Here is a 20,182-nt window from a genome sequence, read left to right as displayed (position 1 = left end):
TAATGCTATCAGTTAGTAAGCTGTCTATCGATTATGGTAGCAATCGAGTGGTAAGTGATCTTAACTTGTCACTAGGCAAAAGTGAGATCCTCATGCTAGTTGGACCAACTGGCTGTGGTAAAAGTACAATATTACAAGCACTCGCAGGGCTTATCCCTATCAGCGAGGGTGAAATTAACTTAGGTTCGTGGCGTGCAACGCCAAAACAAAAAGTTCCGCCTGAAAAGCGCAAAGTGGGTATGGTTTTTCAAGACTTTGCGTTATTTCCGCATTTAACAGTGCAAGAAAATATTTGTTTTAGACTGACAGATTCAGCTAAAGGAGATCATTGGATTGCATTATTGGGTCTTGAAAAGTTTCGCAACAAGAAACCGGCCACGTTATCAGGTGGTCAGAAGCAACGTGTTGCACTGGCACGTACACTTGCGCATGAACCTGATTTTGTTTTATTGGATGAACCCTTATCAAACCTTGACGCGGCATTAAAAGATACGTTGCGATGGGATATTCGCAATGCATTGAAAAAAGCGGGTGTTCCCGCTATTTGGGTTACGCATGATCAAGAAGAAGCATTATCTATTGGTGATAGAGTTGGTGTATTGAAAGAAGGGGTTATTCAACAACTCGACACACCAGAATGTTGTTTTAGTTTACCTAGTAATCGTTTTGTTGCTCGTTTTCTTGGTGAGGCAAGTTTTATTTCTGGAAAGTCGTTAGGTGATATCGCAACAACTGACTTAGGGAATGCGCCGATAATTAAAATAGATCATGACTCAGCCGATGTTGATGTACTTTTGCGCCCTGATGATGTTCATCTTATTCAAAATGCCAGTTCAACCAATGGTAAGGTGACATGGGTGCGCTATGAAGGTGGCAGCCGTTTATGTGCAGTGAAACTTGCATGTGATACGGTTGTGACGAGTCGCGTAAGCCACGAAGTGATTGTCCGCCCAGATGATGAAGTTCATGTGTCAATCAACACCACTCACCCCCTTGCGGTCTATGCAGTTTAAATAAATCATTTATGCAGGTCTTTAAGGCCTGCAACTTCTCTTTTCTATTCTATTTAATACTTGTTCGCACTCATACTTAATCATTTTGATGGGTTAAACCGTTGCTACCTAGGTTAAAATTTGTGTTCTACGACTGCATGGATGCAGGAGGTAGAGCAATGCAGGAGCAATTGCCGAGAACACCTAAATAACGAAACTTTTGCCTTGTTATCATCGAGGCTTGTTGCCTCAGAATAGCTCATTTAATTAAGCGCAATGGTATAAGCTAATTGCTCTAACTTTCTTTTACGCTCTCAAATTTATAAATTAGTAACTAGCAAGAATAATGTTTAAAACGTAAAAAGCCCGCCAGTAGGGGCGGGCTTTAGGCTTTATTTTATAACAAGACTAACTTGTTATTAGAATGTGTAACGAACGCCTACACGCATTTCCCAAACAGAAGCACCACTTTGCGTAGCTGTTTTGCCATTGTTAGGGCTGAAGTCAGAGTAAACATAACGACCCTGATCATCGATTGATGTCTTAATCATACGGTTACCAACAAAGTTACCTTTCTTAAGTACACCCCAGTCATCATTTAGAAGGTTTGTTAAGTTATCGATAACGAAGAACACTTCACCTTTATGACCGTCCATGAACCCAGGTACTTCTTGAGTCATTTTGAAGTTAACTTTAGTGAACCAATCTGCATTTTGGCGGTTACGAGCTGAAATAGTACCGCGCTCTAAACCATTTGCAGAAATCCATTGGTTAAACTCATTAACTTCTTCTGGTGTCATGTCGTAAACAACATTTGGATCATCAACTTCAGGAATATACATTAACTGACGACTACGGTTTGAGTTGCTGTCACCGAATACAGAGTCACTGCCGTTAAACGTGTAGCTATAAGGTAAGCCTTTGTATGTTTCACTGAATAAGTTGAAGCGCGTGTTATAACCATCAAACAGCTCAGTTGTGTAACCAAGAGTCATAGTAAAACGATGCGGGATTTCGTAATCAGAAGTACGGGCACCTGGGTTTTTAGGATCAAATGTTGCCATGTTGCCGTAGTTCGAGCTCGCTACAGAACTTGTCATTGGGTTAACATCTGTAGAGTCTGTATAAGCATACGCAATTTGCATGCTAATGCCGTTATCAAAACGCTTGCTCATAGCCGCAGAGATAATTTGTGATTCACCGCTGTCGCCATTAACGTTTGTTAGTAATAAGTCACCGCTACGGCCTTCAATAGACTCAAGCACTGGACGACCATCAAATGTAGTTTCACCTGAATCTCGTAACGCAATATCTTGTACAATTGCAGCATCTTTACGTTTTGTGAATAAGTAATCTACAGAGAAAACATACTCGTCTTCAGTTGTGTACGTTGCGCCAATAGAGTATTTCCACTCAGATGGCATTTCAAAGTTAGGATCCACGGCATTAACTGATGAATCGCCTGCACCGATTTGAGTGTTAGCAACTTTATCAAATAAATCTTGTGGTACTTCATAACCTGGAGTGCCGCCATTGACGTTTGGTGTGTCAAATAAGTCTAAGCGTGCTTGTCTTTTCGCTTCATCTAGGAAGTAAACACCGTCTACGTCTTTAATACCAGTACTAATGTTCGTGATACCGTCGTTTGAATACGAGTTAGATAGCCATACGTTCGGGTTACCACCTGAGAATAAACCAACGCCTGCACGTACTTCTAATGCATCTGTTGCATACCATTCAAAACCAACACGAGGCTGAATTAAATCAATACCATCAAATGTTGACTGATTGCTGAAACCGTAACGATTAGTAAAGTTTTCGTTGAAGTTTGGCTCATCATCACTTGTGTAGCGGTCGTAGCGTAGACCGAATGTTAATGTTGCGTCTAAATCAGTGAAGCTGTATTCATCTTGTACATAGAAAGTATGTTGAGCATACGAGAAGCTTGCTGCAGCGTCTGTTGGATCATTTGTCGATGCCGCGTTGTTGTAGTACAAGCCACTCGCAATTCCATCTTCGAAATCATCTACTGAGTTAAAACGCCACTCACCTTGCGTGTGCTGTACGAATTGGTTGAACACGTCAAGTTTTTCGTATTCATAGCCGCCAGTGATAGTGTGTTGGTCTAGGTAATAAGTACCCGCAAGTTTCACTGTTGTTGTTTCGTAGTCTAAATCGTTTGATTGACGAGAATCATCTGGACCAATGTAAACTGTACCGCCATCAGACGTACTAATCTGCATTTCACCGAAGCTGCTTGCTGCATCTAAAGATTGTACAGTCGCATCTAATTCAGATTTACCAACGCGGATTTCTGTTGAAAATTGATCAGACCAATCTGAGTAGATTGAACCGATTAATGATGTGAACTCAGCACCTTGCTTGAAGAAATGATTTTCTAAAGCAACAGTATCGCTGTATGCATCAGACTGAGACAGTGTAAAACCATCATTGTAGTTGTAAATTAAGTTTGCACGGTGTGCATCGTTAATGTTCCAGTCTAGTTTTACTAAGATTTTTTCATCTTCTACTGGAGCGCTTGATGGCATACCGCCTGCGTTATAGCCGTATACATCTTGAGCGATTTGCTGAACACGAGTAAGATCTGCAGCAGAAACACTGCCTGTATCTAAACCAGCGTATTCATACTGTTTAACACCTTCAAGCTTTTCATAAGATGTGAAAAGGAAAAGGCTATCTTTAATAAGTGGTAGACCTACGTTAAAGCCATAACGTTTTTCAGTGTAGTTACCTGGGTCAACTTCTCTTCCTTCGATTTTGTCACCTTTCATAGAGTCATTGGTGTAATCGAAGAACATACCACCGTGAACTTCATTGCCGCCTGATTTAGTAACGGCATTGATGTTACATGATGTGAAACCACCGTATTGAACGTCAAAAGGTGCAAGTTCTACTGCAACCTGTTCAATTGAATCAAACGAGAAAGGTGCACGGATTGTCGGGTAGCCGTTTGAGCTTAGGCCGAAGTTATCGTTCATACGAACGCCGTCAAGCGTTAAGCTGTTAAAGCGTGGGTTACCACCACCACAGTTAATTGAACCGCGGCTATCATCTATTGTTACACGTGGGTCAATACGTACGATGTCACGTAAGTCACGGTTGATTGCTGGTTGGTTTTCTAAATCTTCAAGTGTAAACGTCGCTGCTGGACCTGTACCACCCGACATACGGCTGATAGGACGACCTGTAACAACGATTTGTTCTACATCAGTTTGTCTTTCTAACGTAACATTAACAGGGTAGTCAGCACCAACTTGTAGGTTAATGTTGTTAAACGTTTGATCTGCAAAAACGTCAGAATCTACAACAACGCGGTAAGGACCACCTACACGAAGGCCTTTCGCTGTGAAGTAACCCGCATCATTCGTTTCAGTTTCTTTTGTTGAACCTGACGGTAAGTGTACGATTGTAATCTTTGTGCCAGCAGCAGGATTACCGTTTGGCCCTTTAATCTGACCCTTGATAGCAGATGTTGTTTCATTTGCTAACGCTGCACCACTTACACCAACACATGCTGCAATAGCAAGTGACAGGGCTGTTTTGCGGAGTTGGATTTTCATTATGTTATTTCCCGTGTTAAAGGTTATGTTTCATTTATAGTTTGCTGTCAGTTGGCATCTTTAGTGCCTTTACTAACGGTTTTGCTGATTTATCAAACAACGAATTTAATAAACCGGCTAATCTGATCCCACCTTGTTGTAGGCGAGTTTTTATAACTGGTACATTTTTATAGATATAACTATAACTTATGTTTGTTTCATTTTCTTTATAGATTGATTTTGCAATATTATGAGATTCTATTAACCAATCGCTTGGAGAGCTTGAGAGGTAATCTGCTATAAGTTCTTCATTTTTTGTGTCTATAAATTGCGCAAATTCACTATAGGACAAGTTTTCGTTTTCAATTAACTTTGTGTCCCATAAGCTATGTAAATTTGTATTCTGACCGAAGAATGTGACAGAAATATTATTTCCGCCGCGGTCTTCGCCTCTACCTGCATGAAAAGGTTGGTGACTATCGCCGACCAAATGAACTAAAAAGCGCAAAGCGAACTGCTTTTCAGCAATAGATGCATTGTCATTTTTTAAGACTGTAATTGAGTATTCAATGCCTTCTAAAATATCTGTAACAGAGTCTTTATTATGGTGTGCGTGTTCATCGTACTTTGGCTTTGCATCGCCTTCATCAAAGTTTATGTAATGCCAGCGTGATGATTTCTTTTGCCAAAATGTTTCAGGTGCTGAGCGCATTTCGTCGGCCCAGGTAGCAATTTGAGGTAATGATTCACCGTCTAATAGGGGAGTTAAAGCCTGGCGAGTGGTGTCGGTAATATGGTTTGCAGCTACTTCACCTACAATACGGTGGCCGTTTTGCCCCCATGCGTGAGAAGGTGAGCTCATTGACATAGATAAAATGCCAGTTGATATGAGCAACATTGTTTTTGTTTTTTGTAACATTGAGTCAGTGTCCGAATAAATGCGTTATTAAGCACGATTCCATAATGTCAATTCTCCTGAATTTCAGCTGAAATAGAAAGGACTCAATAAGATTCATAATTTCTTGTTCATAAATTCATAAAATCAATAGGTTACAATGTTTAAGTAAAGTTACCTATTGCAATGAGTAAGAATAATTGTTCAAATAGAGACAACAGTGCGTTGTTGGCTATTAAAATTGAATTTGAAAACAATACTAATAAAAAAATCATCGATTGTTACATTTTTGTTTCTGTCTCTTATTTTGTTTTTTTGCATCGGAACGATGCAGAGTAAAGCACCGATTTCTGATATTGACGCTTTCATAGAAACTTCGTATCAATGTGCAACAAAGTCAGATCTTAATCTTAATGAACTTGTTGTTTATTCATCAGGTAAAGTGCTTGCTGAGGACGTTGCGAAAGTACTGTGTAGTGATGACACTATTAGTAAGCAATATGGAACGGTTACTTCTTACTGGGGCTATAAAACCTCAGACACAATCGAGTTTTTAGGTAAAGGAATTGCTGACCTTATTCTCGCTAAAGAGAATCTTATAAATGCGTTTATGGCAGAATCGACCTATAACTACCAAGCTGTAGTTGGGTTTCCAAATTACACCGCTTATTTAATTTCAAGTACTGAAAAACCACGTGTAGAAAAAAGTTACTTTCTTGATAAACGTATTGGCCTGTTAGATTATCCGACAAGTCGTTCTGGTCATATACTACCGAAGCAATTATTCAAAAAGTTAGATATTAACCTTGAGAATTTAAACATTGTTTATGCCAGCTCTCATTCTGAACTGAGAGAATTACTTGCCAGTGGTCAGGTCGATTTGATTTCTTCATATTGGCAAGATTCGGATCAAGCAAAGTTTTCCGCAAATTATATTACCCCGATTAGCGATAATATTAGTGGTAGTCGCTGGTACTTAAAAATGGAAAATGAAAATACTGATCTACTTTGTGCTGTGCAATTACGCTTAACAGAATTAGCGCGCAGCCAGAATTCACACTACTTTAATCATGTAGAATCATTTTGGGAATGTGATGCTGAAAAGCAAATAAAACGCAGTACAGGGGAAAACAATGCTGCCAACTAGAGTAAAGTTTGCTTATGCAGTGGTTTTCTGTGTCGCAAGTATTATGATGTTTGCGAGTTATATTTCTGCAAAATATAGTGATAACCGTGCGAATAATGCGTTAACAATCGTTAAAATAGAAAATCGGATTGCACTTGACCTGAACTACTTAAATTTACCCGATGACTTTCTTAAACATTCGGGTAGTAAAGACATGGTGCTTAATTATATTGAACAGTTAAATAGCCAGTTATCTGCCTCTGATGTGTTTGTTTACTCTATTGAGGGAATTTCAGAATACCCTGCGCGTGCAGATTTGATTGTGAAACAATTGCATACACCACAAAAATCTCTCAGTGTTAGTTTTGTCGTAGACTCCTCAATATTTGAAAAAAATGACATTGTTGTATTGATTTTAGTTTTTGGATTTGCAGGATTGTTTACCTATTTACTCTTTTTGAGTGAGCGCACTAAGATAAAAATTGCGAAACATACCCCTGATGTTGAAAAACATACTCAATTGCAACCAAAACTGATTGTTGACCTTAAAAGTAAAACATTGTCAGCAAATTGCGACAAAGAAAAAACCGTTGCTTTAGCGAATAAGCCGCTGTGTTTTTATTTGGCCCTAGTTGAGTTTTGTGTTGAAAACCCAGACGTCATACTTAATCAAAATAAAGATGTTCCCGAAGAGTTGTTAGCACTGGCTAATAAGTATTTTTACCGGTTAGTAGAACTTGGTCACACCATACGCAAACGACCAAATTTCACGAATAGTTTAGAAAAAACATTAAGTGAAATACGCGCGGCCCTTGATGAGGTTTGGCAGGAACTCCCAGAAATTAAAGACACCTATTATCCACCTAAAGCACATGGGGAAGGGTCTCGCTCTCGTCTACACCATTATGGTTTAAAGGGCATTACGCTAGATGACATTGAAGTCATTGGAAAATAACAACCACAAAGTAGCTTATAAGAAATAAAAAAGGGAAGTGCATGTTACTGACTTCCCTTGCTTTATTTACTTTGCCCCTAATTAGGCGCGTAATCAGCCGCTTTTAGAGGACTGTTCTGTTCGAAGTAACGTTTCAATGCCTGTGCATCGGTATCATCAGTACTAACGAATCCGGCTTTTTTGGTAAGCGTTGGATAACCATCACCGCCTGAGGCATTGTAGCTATTGATACTCATACGGTAGGTTTTAGTCATTTCAATTGGCGCACCATTAATTTTAACATCGGATAGCTGATTGTTTTCGCGTTTAAAACTAAGCTTATGATATTGTAAATACGCACCTGAGTCGGGCGGGAATGATGTCACAACGTCAAGGTAATCAAACAGGTCTTTACCTGTTATATCAATGTACGTAATTCTATTTTTAAACGGGTGTACTTTTAAAATATCTTTGTAGCTTACATCACCTGCGTGAATACTATCTCGGATACCACCGCCACTAATTATGCCAAAGTCAGCTCCGACAGATTGCATTTGTGCCGCAATAATCACGCGAGCTAGGTTTACTTGTTGATAACGCACTTTATTACGATCTCCTTCTAGCTTGCTATCAACTTCACCTATTTTCCCTGCAATTTGGGCTGCGCCTTTTTCTTGGTATACAGCAAGCATGTTTTTGAGTGACTTATCGGGCTCTATATAATCACCTGCTAGCTGTTTTTTACCCTCTTTATTTTCAACATATAAGTTAACAGGAATAAGTGAATAGTTAAGGAGAGTCAATTCGTCACCTTCTAGTTTAAACTCGGCTTTACCAACATATTTACCCCATTCATGGGCTTGCATAATCCATGTCCCATTTTGTTGGTCTGGTTTACAAGCCTTTCCTGGTGCAAAATTAACATCTGCGACATTCTCTTCTGACATACACACAGGCTCTTGAGAGTGGCCGCCTACGATAATATCAATCATACCCTTCGGTAAATTGCGCGCCATTGTCACGTCGCCGGGTGCATTAATACCATAGTTTGCATCGACATAATGGCCCATATGCGTAACAGCAATTGTAATATCGGGATTATATTGCGCCTCTATTTTAGGGGCTAAGCGGGTTGTCACAGTGACCGGATCTTGAAAATCTAGGCCGCCAATGTATTGCGGATTACCAATCTTTGCCGTATCCGTGGTTGTTAAACCAATGACGGCTATTTTAAGGCCATTTTTTTCGAATACTTCGTAAGCCTGATAGGCCGTTTTTCCGGTTTCTTTATCAAAAATATTGGCAGATAAGAATGGAAAGTTTGACCACTGTTGCTGTTTATCTAAAACAGCTAATGGGTTATCAAACTCATGGTTTCCAATTGCCATTGCATCATAACCAATTGCAGACATTCCTTTAAAATCTGGTTCAGCGTGCTGTAAGTCAGATTCAGGAATACCAGTATTAATATCGCCACCAGACAATAATAATACGGCGTGTCCATTGTTGACTGCTTCTGCTTTTAATCGATCAATAAGGGTCTTACGAGCAGCCATACCGTATTCACCTTGTTCATTGTGCCAAAAACGGCCATGGTTATCGTTCGTGTGGAGAAGTGTAAGGTATTGAACACTATCAGTATGATTTGAAGAGCTACTACATGCAGTGAGTGTGACAAGTAGTGAAGATAAAATAAAAAAGCGCATAATATGTTGCCTGATAAAAGCATGAGGTTAATTATGCGCTTAGTTTAAACGACTGAGGTTTAAATTAAATGACTTTTATACGTTTTTATTGCTCATTTGTGTATTTAATTGTCCCGTCGCCGCTAATTGTCTACGTTGTAACTCTTGTTCAGCATAATGGGATTTTTGGTGGTTATTACCAACCATCCAGTTAAGGAAGCTTGCTGGGAGCTTATTGTATGGCTCACCTTGGTGTAAGCCAAAATCGCAGATTGCGGTTTCTTCATTAGCCATAGTGGTGTTCCTATGTGTTCATTGTTGTCGTGTAGATACTAACAAACTCAGTGTATTTGATAAGACGATTTTGCTTTTAAAAGCAATTTTTATATAACTAAAATGAATACGCGATGTAAATAAGTGTAACTAAGTTGTGATTGATTTGATGTGTTTTGTGTAACTGTTTGGTCTGCTATTTTACGACAGCTGTTTTTTGTTTAGTCTCTTGGCAGTTTTATAATAAAAATTATCAGGAATGATTAATAATGAAAAAGCACTTGGTATCTTCATTGTTATTTGCTGCGTGTTTCCAAGCAAATGCAACGGTTGTAGAAATGCAAACCGATCACGGCACTATTACTATCAACTTATATGATCAACAAACACCGGTAACAGTTGAAAACTTCTTAAGCTACGTTGGCGATGGCGCGTATGATGGCAGTGTTATTCATCGCTCTGTAGATAACTTTGTTTTGCAAGGCGGTGGCTTTAGTTATGATACTGATTTTAAAGAGATTGAAACGAAGCCTGCAATAAAAAACGAACCTGAGTTATCAAATGTGAAAGGCACAATAGCGATGGCCAAACAAGGCGGCAATGCGAATAGTGCAACAAGCCAATGGTTTTTTAACTTAAAAGATAACAGCGCGAATTTAGACGTACAAAATGGTGGTTTTACTGTGTTCGGTGAAATTACAGCAGATAGCCAACAGGCAATTGATGCAATTACGTCTTTGGTCCATTGTGGTGAAATTCCCGTTGTAGGCCTTAATAAAGATCAGTGTCCTGATACGACATCGGGTTTTAATGCTGAGGACTTAGTGACGATTAACAGTGTTATTATCGTAAATGACGACCCTAACTCATCTGCATCGCTGCAACCTAAAGAAAACACCTTAATTGAGAATGTTGATTCTGGGGATGGGACCAGTGGCGGAAGTTCAGGGAGCATGGCATGGCTACTATCTCTTCTTGCCTTTGCTGGCGTGAGTCGCTTTAAAAAATAAACACTTATTTCGGTAAGGCGTTTAATTCGCCTTACCGAGTATGGACGCTAAAAAACGCGAGTTAAAATGACCACCCACATAGATAGCATAACTAAACTGCTAATAACAAAACTGTAATAACGCACTTTTAACGTATTTGATGTTAAATGAATATAACTGTGCAAAACACGCAGCAAAACATAAACCCACGCTAATGCCACAAACATATAACCTACCGCATTTAACTGTAAGGCTGTTAAACAGGCAATAAAGAACAACACAGGCATTTCGAATTGATTAATAAAATTTCGATCTGCGACACGCACATCTGAGCCGGCTTTTTCGAGCTCCATGGTAAGAAAATCTTTCATTTCAATTGTTTTTTGCTTTGCAGCACGAAAACGGCGTTTACCCATTATGAACATAATAATGAACGTAAGTAAGACCTGTGTGAACATTGCTACAATTAGCCACTTTTCCATAGTTCATCCTTTGTTATAGTTATAGTTGTAAAGTTTAAGTCGTTAGTCCTGCTTTTTTCACAATGTGTTACAAACTTTTAGGGTTGTTACGCTAAAAAGCATTGAATTGCGACCTATGAAAACTCATGATAAATAATAATTAATGTAATATCTAATGGATACAATAAAATGACAAAAATAATAGGGCTTAGTGCGATTGCATTTGCAGTATTAGCAGGCTGTTCTTGTACTTCTACACCACCGAGTGTTAATACCAGCCTGATCCCAGACTCGTTGGTTGTTAGCCCAAACGATAGCCGTGAATACAAAACACTTAAATTAGACAACGAAATAGATGTTATTTTAATTTCAGATCCCAGTGTTGAAAAATCAGCGGCAGCCTTAAGTGTGGGTGTTGGTCTTTTGCATGACCCTATGTCACAACAGGGGATGGCACATTATTTAGAGCACATGCTATTTTTAGGAACCGATCGTTACCCGGATACTAAAGGGTACAGTGACTTTATGACTAAAAACGGTGGGGCACATAATGCTTATACGTGGTTAGATATTACCAACTACATGTTTAAAGTGAATAATGATGCATACGATGAAGCATTAGATCGTTTTGCAGATTTCTTTAAATCACCCAAGCTATATCCTGAATACACCGATAAAGAAAAAAATGCAGTAAATGCGGAATGGTCAATGCGCCGCGAAATGGATTTTTTTGGGCAATTTAAGTTAGCGCGTAAAATGATGGGTTCACACCCAGCTAATCGTTTCTTAATCGGAAACCTTGAAACTTTAGGGGATAAAGAAGGCAGTAACTTACATCAGCAAACAGTTGAGTTTTATAATAAGTACTACTCATCTAACATCATGAAAGTTGCAATGATTTCTAATCGTCCGCTTGCTGAAATGGAAGCTAAAGCTAAGCAATATTTTGCAGACATTGAAAACAAAAATATAGAGAAACCCACTGTCACAGCTAAGTTAGACTTTGACCAAGCCGGTGGCAAACGCGTTTATTACTCGCCAAATGAAGATGTTAAGCAACTTCAGTTAGAGTTTACGATTGCTGATAACAGTAATCAGTTTGCCGTTAAGCCAAACCGTTTTGTTTCTTACCTGCTGAGTAATGAAATGCAAGGTAGCCCCGCTCAGATTCTACGAGATAAAGGTTGGGTTTCTCAATTAACAGCGTCTGCTGCTCCGACACAATATGGTAACTATGGCAGTCTAACTGTGAACGTTGAGCTGACAGATGCAGGCATGCAAAACCGCGAGGAAATTGTCGCTACCATCATGCAATACATTGCATTGATAAAAGAGCAGGGTGTTGATAGTAAATACTTTAATGAGATCCGCACTTCTTTAAACAATGAATTTCAGTTTTTAGAAAAAGGCGATGAGTTTGGTTATGTAAGTAATCTAACTGATAGCATGCAAAAGTTCCCTGTTAATAATGCAATTAATGCACCTTATTACTACGCTCAATTTGATGCTGAAGCCGTGCAGAATGTGCTGTCTCAACTCAATGAAGATACTTTGCGTATTTGGTATATATCTAAGCAAGAAGAAACAGACTCACAGTTACACTTCTATGATGGTAAATACCGTATTGAAGATATTAGTGAAGATGAAATTAAACGTTGGAGTCAACCAAGTGAATTTGCACTTGCCTTACCAACCGTCAATCGCTTATTACCCGAAAGTTTTGCTATTAAAACGGGTGAATTTAAGCAGCAAGATCATCCTAAACTCGTGTTTGATAAGCAAGGCGTAAAAGTATGGCGTCAAGCAAGTCAGCAATTTACTGAGCAACCTAAAGGCTTAGTCGAAGTTTATATCAATACACCCGATGCATTAGTTGACGCAAAATCACAGGTTCTCTACTCAATTTGGGCTGATGTCTATAATTTACAACAAAGTAAACTAAGTACTGAAGCTGCTGTTGCGGGGATGAGCCTTGGCTTACAGCCAAGTAATGGATTGATTTTATCACTCAGTGGCTTTACCGATAAGCAAGACGTTTTACTCGCACAAGCGTTAGAAAATCTGCAATTAGACGTGTCTCAAGAAGGGTTTGCACAAGCGATTGACCGCTTTAAGCGCGATTTATTAAACCAGCAAAAGCAATTTCCGTTTTATCAAGCTTTTGGTGAGTATTCTAAATTAATTCGCAGTGGTAAGTTTGATACTGAGACATTAATTGCCGCAGCAGATGAACTCACTTTGGCTGACTTTGAAAGTATTAAACAATCAACCCTAGCAGCTAATGACTTACGTGTATTCTCATTCGGTAATTATAATCAAAAAGATGTTGAGTCAATTGCAAATAAATTGATAGCCATTTTACCAAAGGGTCATAAAACGACGGAGTTTGCGCGCAGCAAAGCGTGGTTACCACAAGAAGGTGAGCGCATAGTATTACAAAAAGATATTGATGTAGCTGATGTTGCGATCATCGATATGGTCGTTCATCCAACGCCGGGTTATAAACAAAAAGCACAAGCACAAGTGTTGCAAAACCACTTCAGAACTGTTGCTTTTGATAAACTGCGCACCGAAGAGCAATTAGCTTATGCGGTGGGTGCATTGGCTCGACCTATTGAAGATTACTCTGCGCTTGGTTTGTACATTCAAACACCTGTTAAAGGGCCAAAAGAGATGCAAACGCGTTTTGATGAGTTTAAAAAACAATACGCGGTAGAGCTTGATAGCATGACAGAAGAGACATTTGCTCAGCTTAAAAATGCCACCCTCGTGTCGCTAAAAGAGCAACCAAAGAATCTCAGTGATGAAATGTCGCCACTTATTAACGATTGGTACCGTGAAAACTTTAACTTTGATTCAAAAGAGCAGTTAATTGCTGAAGTTGAAAAAGTGACGTTGGCTGACTTGAAAGACTATTACAAGCAAACCATGTTAAATGATAAGGCGCCGCGTTTAAGCGTGCAAATGCGTGGTAGTAAGTTTGCAGACAAACCATTCGCCGACTTCGAAAATCAAACTAAAGTGACTAATCTAGAAACCTATTACAAAGGAATTAAATTTCAAAAGTAAGTTTTCTGGTTGTCATTACAAAAGCCCAAGCATTTGCTTGGGCTTTGTAATTTTAGGCAACGAGTAAGAACCCGATAAAGGCTGCCGTTGCTGCTATAAGGGTATACGGTAATTGTGTGACAGCATGGCTGACTAAATCGCAACCCGAGCCTTGTGCTGCTAGTACAGTGGAGTCAGAGTAAAAACATGCTTGGCTACCAAATGACGAAGCCGACAGTAATGCCCCAATCACCAATGGAATATTGGCGTCAATTGCGTATGCTAATGGCATAACTATAGGGATTGTCACTGCAAATATTCCCCAGCTAGATCCCGTGGCAAAGGCAAGTACAGCCATTGCTAAAAAGACCACCGCAGGTAGATATTGTGCTGTCATATAGGGGCTTAAAGTATTTATCACATACTGTGGAAGCATAAGCTGGTCACAAACATCTTTAAATATAAATGCCGCCACGACTGTGCCGATAGCTGGGATCATGCTTTTAAAACCATCAAGCATTCGCTCAATAAGCTCCCCTAATGACATAAGTTTTTGCAACATATAAAACGGTAGTACCACAGCAAACGTTGCCAGCAACCCTTTGAATACATCGATATCAAAGTACACGGTAAAAGCAACTAGCAAGATGATAGGGACCAAGAAATTATACAATTTGCCGTTAGTAGCCGCTGTTTCGAAGTTTTCTTCAGCTGCCTTTACTGCGTATTCATCCGCAGTATGAACGTCGTTATATTGGTTGCTCGACACGGCTATTTCGTTGTGCATGGCACGACTTTGTGCTTTTTTCATTGGCCCAAATGCAGGGATCACATTTAAGCTAACGAGCAATACGACAATAACGGCAAACCAAGCGTAAAACATATACGGAATCGCTTGGATATACACGGCAATGCCTTGGCCTTCAGCGGCAACATTGTTGTCGACTAGAAGCCCACCAAAAAACACGGCCCATGTTGATAATGGCACAAGTACGCAGATAGGGGCTGCTGTCGAGTCAACGACATACGCGAGCATTTCACGACTGATTTTAAATTTATCAGTAATGCGTTTCATTGTCTCGCCAACAGTCAGCGCATTTAGGTAATCATCAATAAATATAATTACACCCAAAGCAAACGTCATAAGTAAAGAAGAGCGTTGTCCTCTTGCAAACTTAAGTGCTAACTCGGCAAAGGCAGTTGCCCCTCCGGTCCTGACTAACAAAGCGATTAATGCACCAAAGCCACCACAGACTAAAATAAGCCAAGCGATAGTTTCATCTTGCATCACCTTAAGAGAAATATCAGCAAAGTTTGCTAATATAGCGGTAGGTCCCAACATGGCTAAACCAAAGAGGGCACCTATAAGTAAAGATAAAATAGGGCGGCGTAAAAATACGGCCAAAACCACCACCAATATTGGCGGTAGTAAACTTAACGCAGAAGGTTCTTGCATTATAATTTTCACACAGTTAAGCAAAAGTCTTTTGCTTACATAAATCAAAAGTTGTTTTTTCAACTCATGTCACTGCTTTACGCGAACACACTTTAAGGCCGCTTTACGGTAAGTGCCTGCGTTGGCTGGCGCCAGACAGTATAGAGGATATACTGCTATTGTTTTGCCCAAAACATCGCGTGAAAAATAATCCTGAATTTTAATTTAGTCAATAAGAATTTTTATCTTATCTTAATTAATTTAAGCAGTGTATTCATGTTAGGCTTAAGTAAAATTTAACGAAGGGTTTTTATGGCTTTTTCAGATACATACAGGTTAAGTAGTCATGCTGTGATCACGAATGATCAGGGCCAAGTATTATTACTTAAAGCAGACTATGGGCAAAAAAGTTGGGGATTACCGGGCGGTGCCTTAGACCAAGGTGAAACAATACATCAGGCTTTAGTGCGTGAATGTAAAGAAGAGCTCAACTGCGACATTCAAATTGGCTATCTGAGTGGGGTTTATTACCACACTGCATTTAACTCTCACGCATTTATATTTCGTGCCTATTTACCTGAAAATGCGGAAATTATGCTCAGTAACGAACATACAGAATATGATTATTTTGATATAGACGCCTTGTCGACCGTTCAGAAAGAGCGTGTTCTGGATTGTTTAAATTTTACATCAGATGTAGTCAGTAAAGTATTTTAAGGGAACTTAAATGTTTGATATCCATTTACGTGCTGGGCAACCGGGTGACGAGCAATTTATTCTCAGTCTTTTAAATCAACCCTCTTTTATCAAATACATCGGTGATAAGCAGATTAAAACGTTGGCACAAGCACAGCATTATATTCAACAGACCTTTATTAACAGCCACCAGCAGTTCGGTTTTGGCAGTTATGTTGTTTGTTTAGCGGATGGCACAGCGATAGGAATGGTGGGCTTGTTTCAGCGTGACGCACTGGCTATTCCAGATTTAGGGTTTGCTTTGTTAGCAGAGTATGAAGGGCAGGGAATTACCACCCGTGCGGCTGGTTTATTGTTAGCAAAAACGCACGTTAAGGCACTTGGAGTATTGGTGGCAATTACGTCACAAACAAATAGTGCATCGCAAAAAGTACTACAAAAACTCGGATTTGAGCAGGTGGGTGATGTCATTATTAATGACGATCACCAACCACTCACTTTACTTTTAAAGAGCAAGCTTTGAGAGTTCATTGCCTACTTGTTGATTCACTTTAAGCCACGTCGTCTCAAGTGTTGCAACGAGCCCTTCATAATCATTATCGTGTAAAGGTGTTAGCTCGTTAAAGTAGTTAACAGCCTTTATTTTTCGACCAGTCTCTGGTGTTGTGTAATATAAACGCCAAAGACCTGCGATATTTGCGTTACCTTTTTCGTCGCCATTAAAGTGATGAAGTTCGTATTCAAGCTCGTAGTAACGTTGTTGATCGACATCGGTAATAACCGGTAATCCTTTTATTACCATCCAGTTTGTCAGCTGTGTGTATAGTTGCTGATGCGCACTGGCTGTCAGCATTAAGTCAGGCGATTCACTCCACAGGTGATAATTTGCTGCGTTAACACGGTTATTATCGAGAACCATTGCAATACCGCGATTATTCAGTGCGCCTCGCAATTGAACAGTATTAACTCTTAGCTGAACGTGTGTATTGTCACTCGAACGCTTCATAGCCACGATTGGCTGCGAAAACTGATAATACTCGATGGTTGAGAATGACGTTTGGCTACAACCAACTAACAGTAATGCTGCGCCTAAACTAAATAAAGCGAGATGTTTATTGTTCATTATTGTTTCCTCGGAGTGGGATCAGCTGGGAGTTCTTTATCAAAAATCAGCATGTTAGGCTGTTGATTCAAACCTCGGGTAAGTGGCTGTAGCTCTTCACTTAAGCGCTTAAATTCTGACAAGGTTGTTTGTAATTGCTGGTGGAATGTTGAGCCTTGCTCATAACTTGCCATTGTTTTTTCGAATTGTTTCATGGTTTTATCAAATTGCTGCATGCTCTTGGTCATTTCAGCAAAGTTTCGATTAATATCACCGGGTAAATCTTGGGTATCTTGTTTATTAAGAAGATCCCGCATGTCATGAGCGAGCGCTTGGTATTCTGAAAAGGTCTCTTGCATTTGCGCTAAACTGTCTTCAATTTTTAAATTATTCACTTTATTAAGCACATCAGACACTTGGTCTGCAAGCACCGTGATACCACTCGATACACTCGGGAAAACAGTATACTCAGCAATCGTTGTGAGTTCTGCAGGCTTCGCGTTGTCGTAAATATCAAGATCAACGTACACCGCACCCGTTAGTAAGTTACCTGGTTTTAAGGAAGCTCGCAGACCATTTTTAATCCAGCCGTTGAGGCTTGAATGCCAAAACTCTCGTGCCGCTGCACTGTCATGATAAAGCCGCCCGTATTCAATTTTTATGAGCGCAGGAACGGCTGTGTTATCGGTTCGAAAGTGGGCAGGTTTACCGTTTATGATGACACTGGCGGGTGCCTCAACCACACTGCCTATTCGCATTCCTCTGTATTCTACTGGAGCGCCGGCTCTAAGGCCTCGAATTGATTGCTCAAAGTCTATTAAGTAGTAATCAAAATCATAAAAACGCTCTTCTAAAGCGGCTTTATAGCTATCACTTAACGAGAAGCTATGCCCATTGCTGGCTACTTCACCGGGGGCTTGTTGCTCTGGTCTACCGACAGAGATTCCGCCTTTTAGCAGTTTACTTAAAGAGCCGGTGTTAACATTTATACCATCGGCAGAAAGGTCAATTTCAATGCCTGAGTTAACCCAAAAAATGGAGTTGAGTGTTATTAAGTTCTGGTACGGTTCGTTAATAAAAATACCGTATTTCATTGCCTGATTTTTCCAGTCAAATGTGGCTGTTTCTATTTGACCTATTTTATAATCTTTAAAATAGATGCCCGTACTCACATCAAGCACTTCAGCGTTGTAGCTCAGTAAAGTAAAACGTCCGCCTTTGACATCTTTGCCAATTAATGCCGGTTCTTCTTGTAACTCAAATTTTTCAGTGAGTTTTTTACTTTCGCCAGGAGAGAATTCTAAGTAAACGCCAGAAAGTAGCGTGCTCATGCCGCTGATACCCGTATCATCAATGCGCGGCTTTACAACCCAAATTTTGGCATCTTCGGTGAGTAAGTCTTCGTAATGTTTATCTATTTGAGCGCGAGCAATAACACTGTTCTGTTTGTCTGAGAGTCTAACATGATCGATTTGGCCTATTTTTACACTGCGAACTTTAATCTCTGTTTTACCAGCTACAATCCCCTCCGCATGGGGCATTTTAATAAAGACGGTTGTCCCTTTATTTACTTGATATTGATATAACATCCATGCACCAATTAGCAAGGCAATAACGGGAATGATCCAAATTGCCGATATATTGGGCGCTGTTTTTATTTTAGCGGTTTCGCTCATACCAAGGTCTCTTGTTTCGCTGTTTTTAAGTTTTCAGGGTTATCCCACAATAGTCGTGGATCAAATGCATGGGCTGCTAACATTTGGCAGATCACCATGGTTGTAAAAAAGACGGTGCCGATACCGGGTGTCACTGACATTAAGTTTCCTAGTTGTACTAAGGCTACTAAAATAGCGACAACAAATACATCTATCATTGACCATTTACCAATAAACTCAGTTAATTGATAAATTCGAGTGTAACTTTTTGTTTGCCTATTCGCTGGCCGTGCCACCATAAAACATAAAAAACTCATTACCAATGCTTTAGCCAAAGGCACGACTACACTGGCTAAAAATATAATCATTGCAATAGGGTAGGAGCCACTGTTCCATAAAATCATCACACCGCCAATTAATGTCGACGGGGTTTCATCACCTAGGCTCGTTGTGTACATAATGGGAAAAATATTGGCAGGAATATAACACGCGATAGACGTTATTAACCAAGCTGCCGCTTTTTGAACACTATACGGGTTACGAGTGAAGGTTTTAGATTCACAACGCACGCAAATATCTGTGTCTCCTAACTGGCCACAAACATGGCATGCACGCAAGCCTTGATCGATGGCCCTGGTGTTAGGCTTTGTTTGTTTGATGTAAACTGGGGGTTTGATTTGTTGCCATAAAGCGTGCTTGTTGAGCTTTGCTGTCGCACTTACATAGCAGATAACAAAGGCGGCATACGAGTAAAAGCTGACACCAAATTCAATATCAGCCATCGACATTATTTTAACCATACTGACCATGACACCAATTAAGAAAATTTCAGACATGATCCAAGGTTCTAAAGCAAAGGTCATTTTTAACAGTCGTTTACCCCATAAATAGGGCAATGCCTTTAGTAACCCTAAGTGCAGAGGAATAATCAGTAAAAGTAAAAACATCGGTAAGCCGATGATGCTTACATCGATAAAGAGGCCTAGAAAGTCACTGTCGTAATTAAATAATATTCGCGCAGCATCAGGCAGCGTAATTGTTTGCGTTATGCCACTGCTGGTAAATGATAAGAATGGGTAAAACATACTACTTAATAGCATCACAATGGCGCTTAAGCTCAGTGCAACAATGTGGCTATCTTGATTTGCTTGTGAAGATAACAGCTTTGTATTGCAATGCGGGCAGACTGCTAATTGTTTTGCTTTAAGGTCTGGGATCTCAATGACATGATCACAACTTGGGCATGCTGTTTGCAAACTAAGGGTCTCTTAAACAAGAACTTAGTTAATTCTGCATCAATTAAGGCTTAAATACAAATGCAGAATTGTTTT

General features: G+C 39.8%; 16 protein-coding genes. 7 read left to right on the top strand and 9 right to left on the bottom strand.

The genetic code is table 11. The features are described from left to right. Positions 1 to 2: 2 nt before the first annotated feature. On the top strand, positions 3 to 1,013 hold the full coding sequence (locus GZH31_RS16910) for an ABC transporter ATP-binding protein (protein ID WP_118844957.1): 1,011 nt from the start codon (positions 3 to 5) through the stop codon (positions 1,011 to 1,013). A 398-nt stretch (positions 1,014 to 1,411) separates the two neighbouring features. Here the strand turns inward: GZH31_RS16910 and GZH31_RS16905 are convergent, their stop codons facing one another. Together GZH31_RS16905 and GZH31_RS16900 are read right to left on the bottom strand one after the other, a co-directional pair. Further along, positions 1,412 to 4,573, bottom strand: coding sequence for a TonB-dependent receptor (locus GZH31_RS16905; protein ID WP_118844958.1), 3,162 nt, complete (start codon positions 4,571 to 4,573; stop codon positions 1,412 to 1,414). A gap of 34 nt (positions 4,574 to 4,607) precedes the next feature. Next, on the bottom strand, positions 4,608 to 5,471 hold the full coding sequence (locus GZH31_RS16900) for a S1/P1 nuclease (RefSeq protein WP_180311843.1): 864 nt from the start codon (positions 5,469 to 5,471) through the stop codon (positions 4,608 to 4,610). A gap of 217 nt (positions 5,472 to 5,688) precedes the next feature. Here GZH31_RS16900 and GZH31_RS16895 point away from each other — a divergent pair, with 217 nt between their 5' ends. Beyond that, entirely contained in the window at positions 5,689 to 6,594 is a 906-nt protein-coding gene (locus GZH31_RS16895; RefSeq protein ID WP_118845280.1) for a hypothetical protein, read from the top strand. Then, positions 6,581 to 7,528, top strand: a complete 948-nt coding sequence (locus GZH31_RS16890; RefSeq protein ID WP_074989150.1) for a hypothetical protein — start codon at positions 6,581 to 6,583, stop codon at positions 7,526 to 7,528. Before GZH31_RS16895 ends, GZH31_RS16890 begins: the two co-directional genes overlap by 14 nt. A 77-nt stretch (positions 7,529 to 7,605) precedes the next feature. Here GZH31_RS16890 and ushA read toward each other — a convergent pair whose 3' ends face one another. Together ushA and GZH31_RS16880 are read right to left on the bottom strand one after the other, a co-directional pair. After that, positions 7,606 to 9,213 (bottom strand): bifunctional UDP-sugar hydrolase/5'-nucleotidase UshA, encoded by a 1,608-nt coding sequence (gene ushA / locus GZH31_RS16885; protein ID WP_074989151.1) that lies wholly within the window; start codon positions 9,211 to 9,213, stop codon positions 7,606 to 7,608. A gap of 75 nt (positions 9,214 to 9,288) precedes the next feature. Next, the gene (locus GZH31_RS16880) at positions 9,289 to 9,486 is read right to left on the bottom strand and encodes a hypothetical protein (protein ID WP_036972706.1); all 198 of its coding nucleotides are present in this window, start codon (positions 9,484 to 9,486) and stop codon (positions 9,289 to 9,291) included. A 248-nt stretch (positions 9,487 to 9,734) separates the two neighbouring features. On the opposite strand from GZH31_RS16880, the gene GZH31_RS16875 reads away from it, so the two are divergent. Further along, the gene (locus tag GZH31_RS16875; RefSeq protein WP_118844960.1) at positions 9,735 to 10,475 is read left to right on the top strand and encodes a peptidylprolyl isomerase; all 741 of its coding nucleotides are present in this window, start codon (positions 9,735 to 9,737) and stop codon (positions 10,473 to 10,475) included. Positions 10,476 to 10,522: 47 nt separating this feature from the next. Here the strand turns inward: GZH31_RS16875 and GZH31_RS16870 are convergent, their stop codons facing one another. After that, positions 10,523 to 10,936, bottom strand: coding sequence for an MAPEG family protein (locus tag GZH31_RS16870; RefSeq protein ID WP_036972702.1), 414 nt, complete (start codon positions 10,934 to 10,936; stop codon positions 10,523 to 10,525). Positions 10,937 to 11,104: 168 nt separating this feature from the next. Between GZH31_RS16870 and GZH31_RS16865 the strand changes: the two genes are divergently transcribed. After that, positions 11,105 to 13,984, top strand: coding sequence for an insulinase family protein (locus tag GZH31_RS16865; protein WP_180311842.1), 2,880 nt, complete (start codon positions 11,105 to 11,107; stop codon positions 13,982 to 13,984). 52 nt (positions 13,985 to 14,036) lie between these two features. Here the strand turns inward: GZH31_RS16865 and GZH31_RS16860 are convergent, their stop codons facing one another. Further along, a complete protein-coding gene (locus tag GZH31_RS16860; RefSeq protein ID WP_118844962.1) occupies positions 14,037 to 15,419 on the bottom strand; it encodes a Na+/H+ antiporter NhaC family protein in 1,383 nt (460 codons plus the stop codon). A 291-nt stretch (positions 15,420 to 15,710) separates the two neighbouring features. Between GZH31_RS16860 and GZH31_RS16855 the strand changes: the two genes are divergently transcribed. Both GZH31_RS16855 and GZH31_RS16850 read left to right on the top strand, forming a co-directional pair. Beyond that, positions 15,711 to 16,115, top strand: a complete 405-nt coding sequence (locus tag GZH31_RS16855) for an NUDIX hydrolase (protein WP_118844963.1) — start codon at positions 15,711 to 15,713, stop codon at positions 16,113 to 16,115. A 10-nt stretch (positions 16,116 to 16,125) separates the two neighbouring features. Then, on the top strand, positions 16,126 to 16,617 hold the full coding sequence (locus GZH31_RS16850; protein WP_036972694.1) for a GNAT family N-acetyltransferase: 492 nt from the start codon (positions 16,126 to 16,128) through the stop codon (positions 16,615 to 16,617). Here the strand turns inward: GZH31_RS16850 and GZH31_RS16845 are convergent. The 3 genes from GZH31_RS16845 to GZH31_RS16835 are packed head-to-tail and all read right to left on the bottom strand — an operon-like array spanning position 16,600 to position 20,107. Beyond that, positions 16,600 to 17,217 carry a membrane integrity-associated transporter subunit PqiC gene (locus GZH31_RS16845; RefSeq protein ID WP_180311841.1) on the bottom strand — a complete coding sequence of 206 codons (618 nt, stop codon included), beginning with the start codon at positions 17,215 to 17,217 and terminating at the stop codon, positions 16,600 to 16,602. The genes GZH31_RS16850 and GZH31_RS16845 overlap by 18 nt on opposite strands. Then, complete coding sequence (gene pqiB, locus GZH31_RS16840) at positions 17,217 to 18,872, bottom strand: intermembrane transport protein PqiB (RefSeq protein WP_036972689.1); 1,656 nt, start codon at positions 18,870 to 18,872, stop codon at positions 17,217 to 17,219. The genes GZH31_RS16845 and pqiB overlap by 1 nt, the downstream gene beginning before the upstream one ends. After that, a complete protein-coding gene (locus tag GZH31_RS16835) occupies positions 18,869 to 20,107 on the bottom strand; it encodes a PqiA/YebS family transporter subunit (RefSeq protein ID WP_118844965.1) in 1,239 nt (412 codons plus the stop codon). Before GZH31_RS16835 ends, pqiB begins: the two co-directional genes overlap by 4 nt. Between the last annotated feature and the right edge of the window lie 75 nt (positions 20,108 to 20,182).

The organism is Pseudoalteromonas sp. JSTW (genome assembly GCF_013423925.1).
GTDB classification, from domain to species: Bacteria; Pseudomonadota; Gammaproteobacteria; order Enterobacterales; family Alteromonadaceae; genus Pseudoalteromonas; species Pseudoalteromonas lipolytica.
The sequence above is the reverse complement of the archived record's forward strand: the minus strand, read 5'-3'. Positions and strand labels throughout refer to the sequence as shown.

What these genes read in the sequence shown, in the direction of transcription:
- GZH31_RS16910 (WP_118844957.1), top strand. Translation starts at nt 3, where the DNA reads ATGCTATCAGTTAGTAAGCTGTCTATCGATTATGGTAGCAATCGAGTG.
- GZH31_RS16905 (WP_118844958.1), bottom strand. Translation starts at nt 4,573, where the DNA reads ATGAAAATCCAACTCCGCAAAACAGCCCTGTCACTTGCTATTGCAGCA.
- GZH31_RS16900 (WP_180311843.1), bottom strand. Translation starts at nt 5,471, where the DNA reads ATGTTACAAAAAACAAAAACAATGTTGCTCATATCAACTGGCATTTTA.
- GZH31_RS16890 (WP_074989150.1), top strand. Translation starts at nt 6,581, where the DNA reads ATGCTGCCAACTAGAGTAAAGTTTGCTTATGCAGTGGTTTTCTGTGTC.
- ushA (WP_074989151.1), bottom strand. Translation starts at nt 9,213, where the DNA reads ATGCGCTTTTTTATTTTATCTTCACTACTTGTCACACTCACTGCATGT.
- GZH31_RS16880 (WP_036972706.1), bottom strand. Translation starts at nt 9,486, where the DNA reads ATGGCTAATGAAGAAACCGCAATCTGCGATTTTGGCTTACACCAAGGT.
- GZH31_RS16875 (WP_118844960.1), top strand. Translation starts at nt 9,735, where the DNA reads ATGAAAAAGCACTTGGTATCTTCATTGTTATTTGCTGCGTGTTTCCAA.
- GZH31_RS16870 (WP_036972702.1), bottom strand. Translation starts at nt 10,936, where the DNA reads ATGGAAAAGTGGCTAATTGTAGCAATGTTCACACAGGTCTTACTTACG.
- GZH31_RS16865 (WP_180311842.1), top strand. Translation starts at nt 11,105, where the DNA reads ATGACAAAAATAATAGGGCTTAGTGCGATTGCATTTGCAGTATTAGCA.
- GZH31_RS16860 (WP_118844962.1), bottom strand. Translation starts at nt 15,419, where the DNA reads ATGCAAGAACCTTCTGCGTTAAGTTTACTACCGCCAATATTGGTGGTG.
- GZH31_RS16855 (WP_118844963.1), top strand. Translation starts at nt 15,711, where the DNA reads ATGGCTTTTTCAGATACATACAGGTTAAGTAGTCATGCTGTGATCACG.
- GZH31_RS16850 (WP_036972694.1), top strand. Translation starts at nt 16,126, where the DNA reads ATGTTTGATATCCATTTACGTGCTGGGCAACCGGGTGACGAGCAATTT.
- GZH31_RS16845 (WP_180311841.1), bottom strand. Translation starts at nt 17,217, where the DNA reads ATGAACAATAAACATCTCGCTTTATTTAGTTTAGGCGCAGCATTACTG.
- pqiB (WP_036972689.1), bottom strand. Translation starts at nt 18,872, where the DNA reads ATGAGCGAAACCGCTAAAATAAAAACAGCGCCCAATATATCGGCAATT.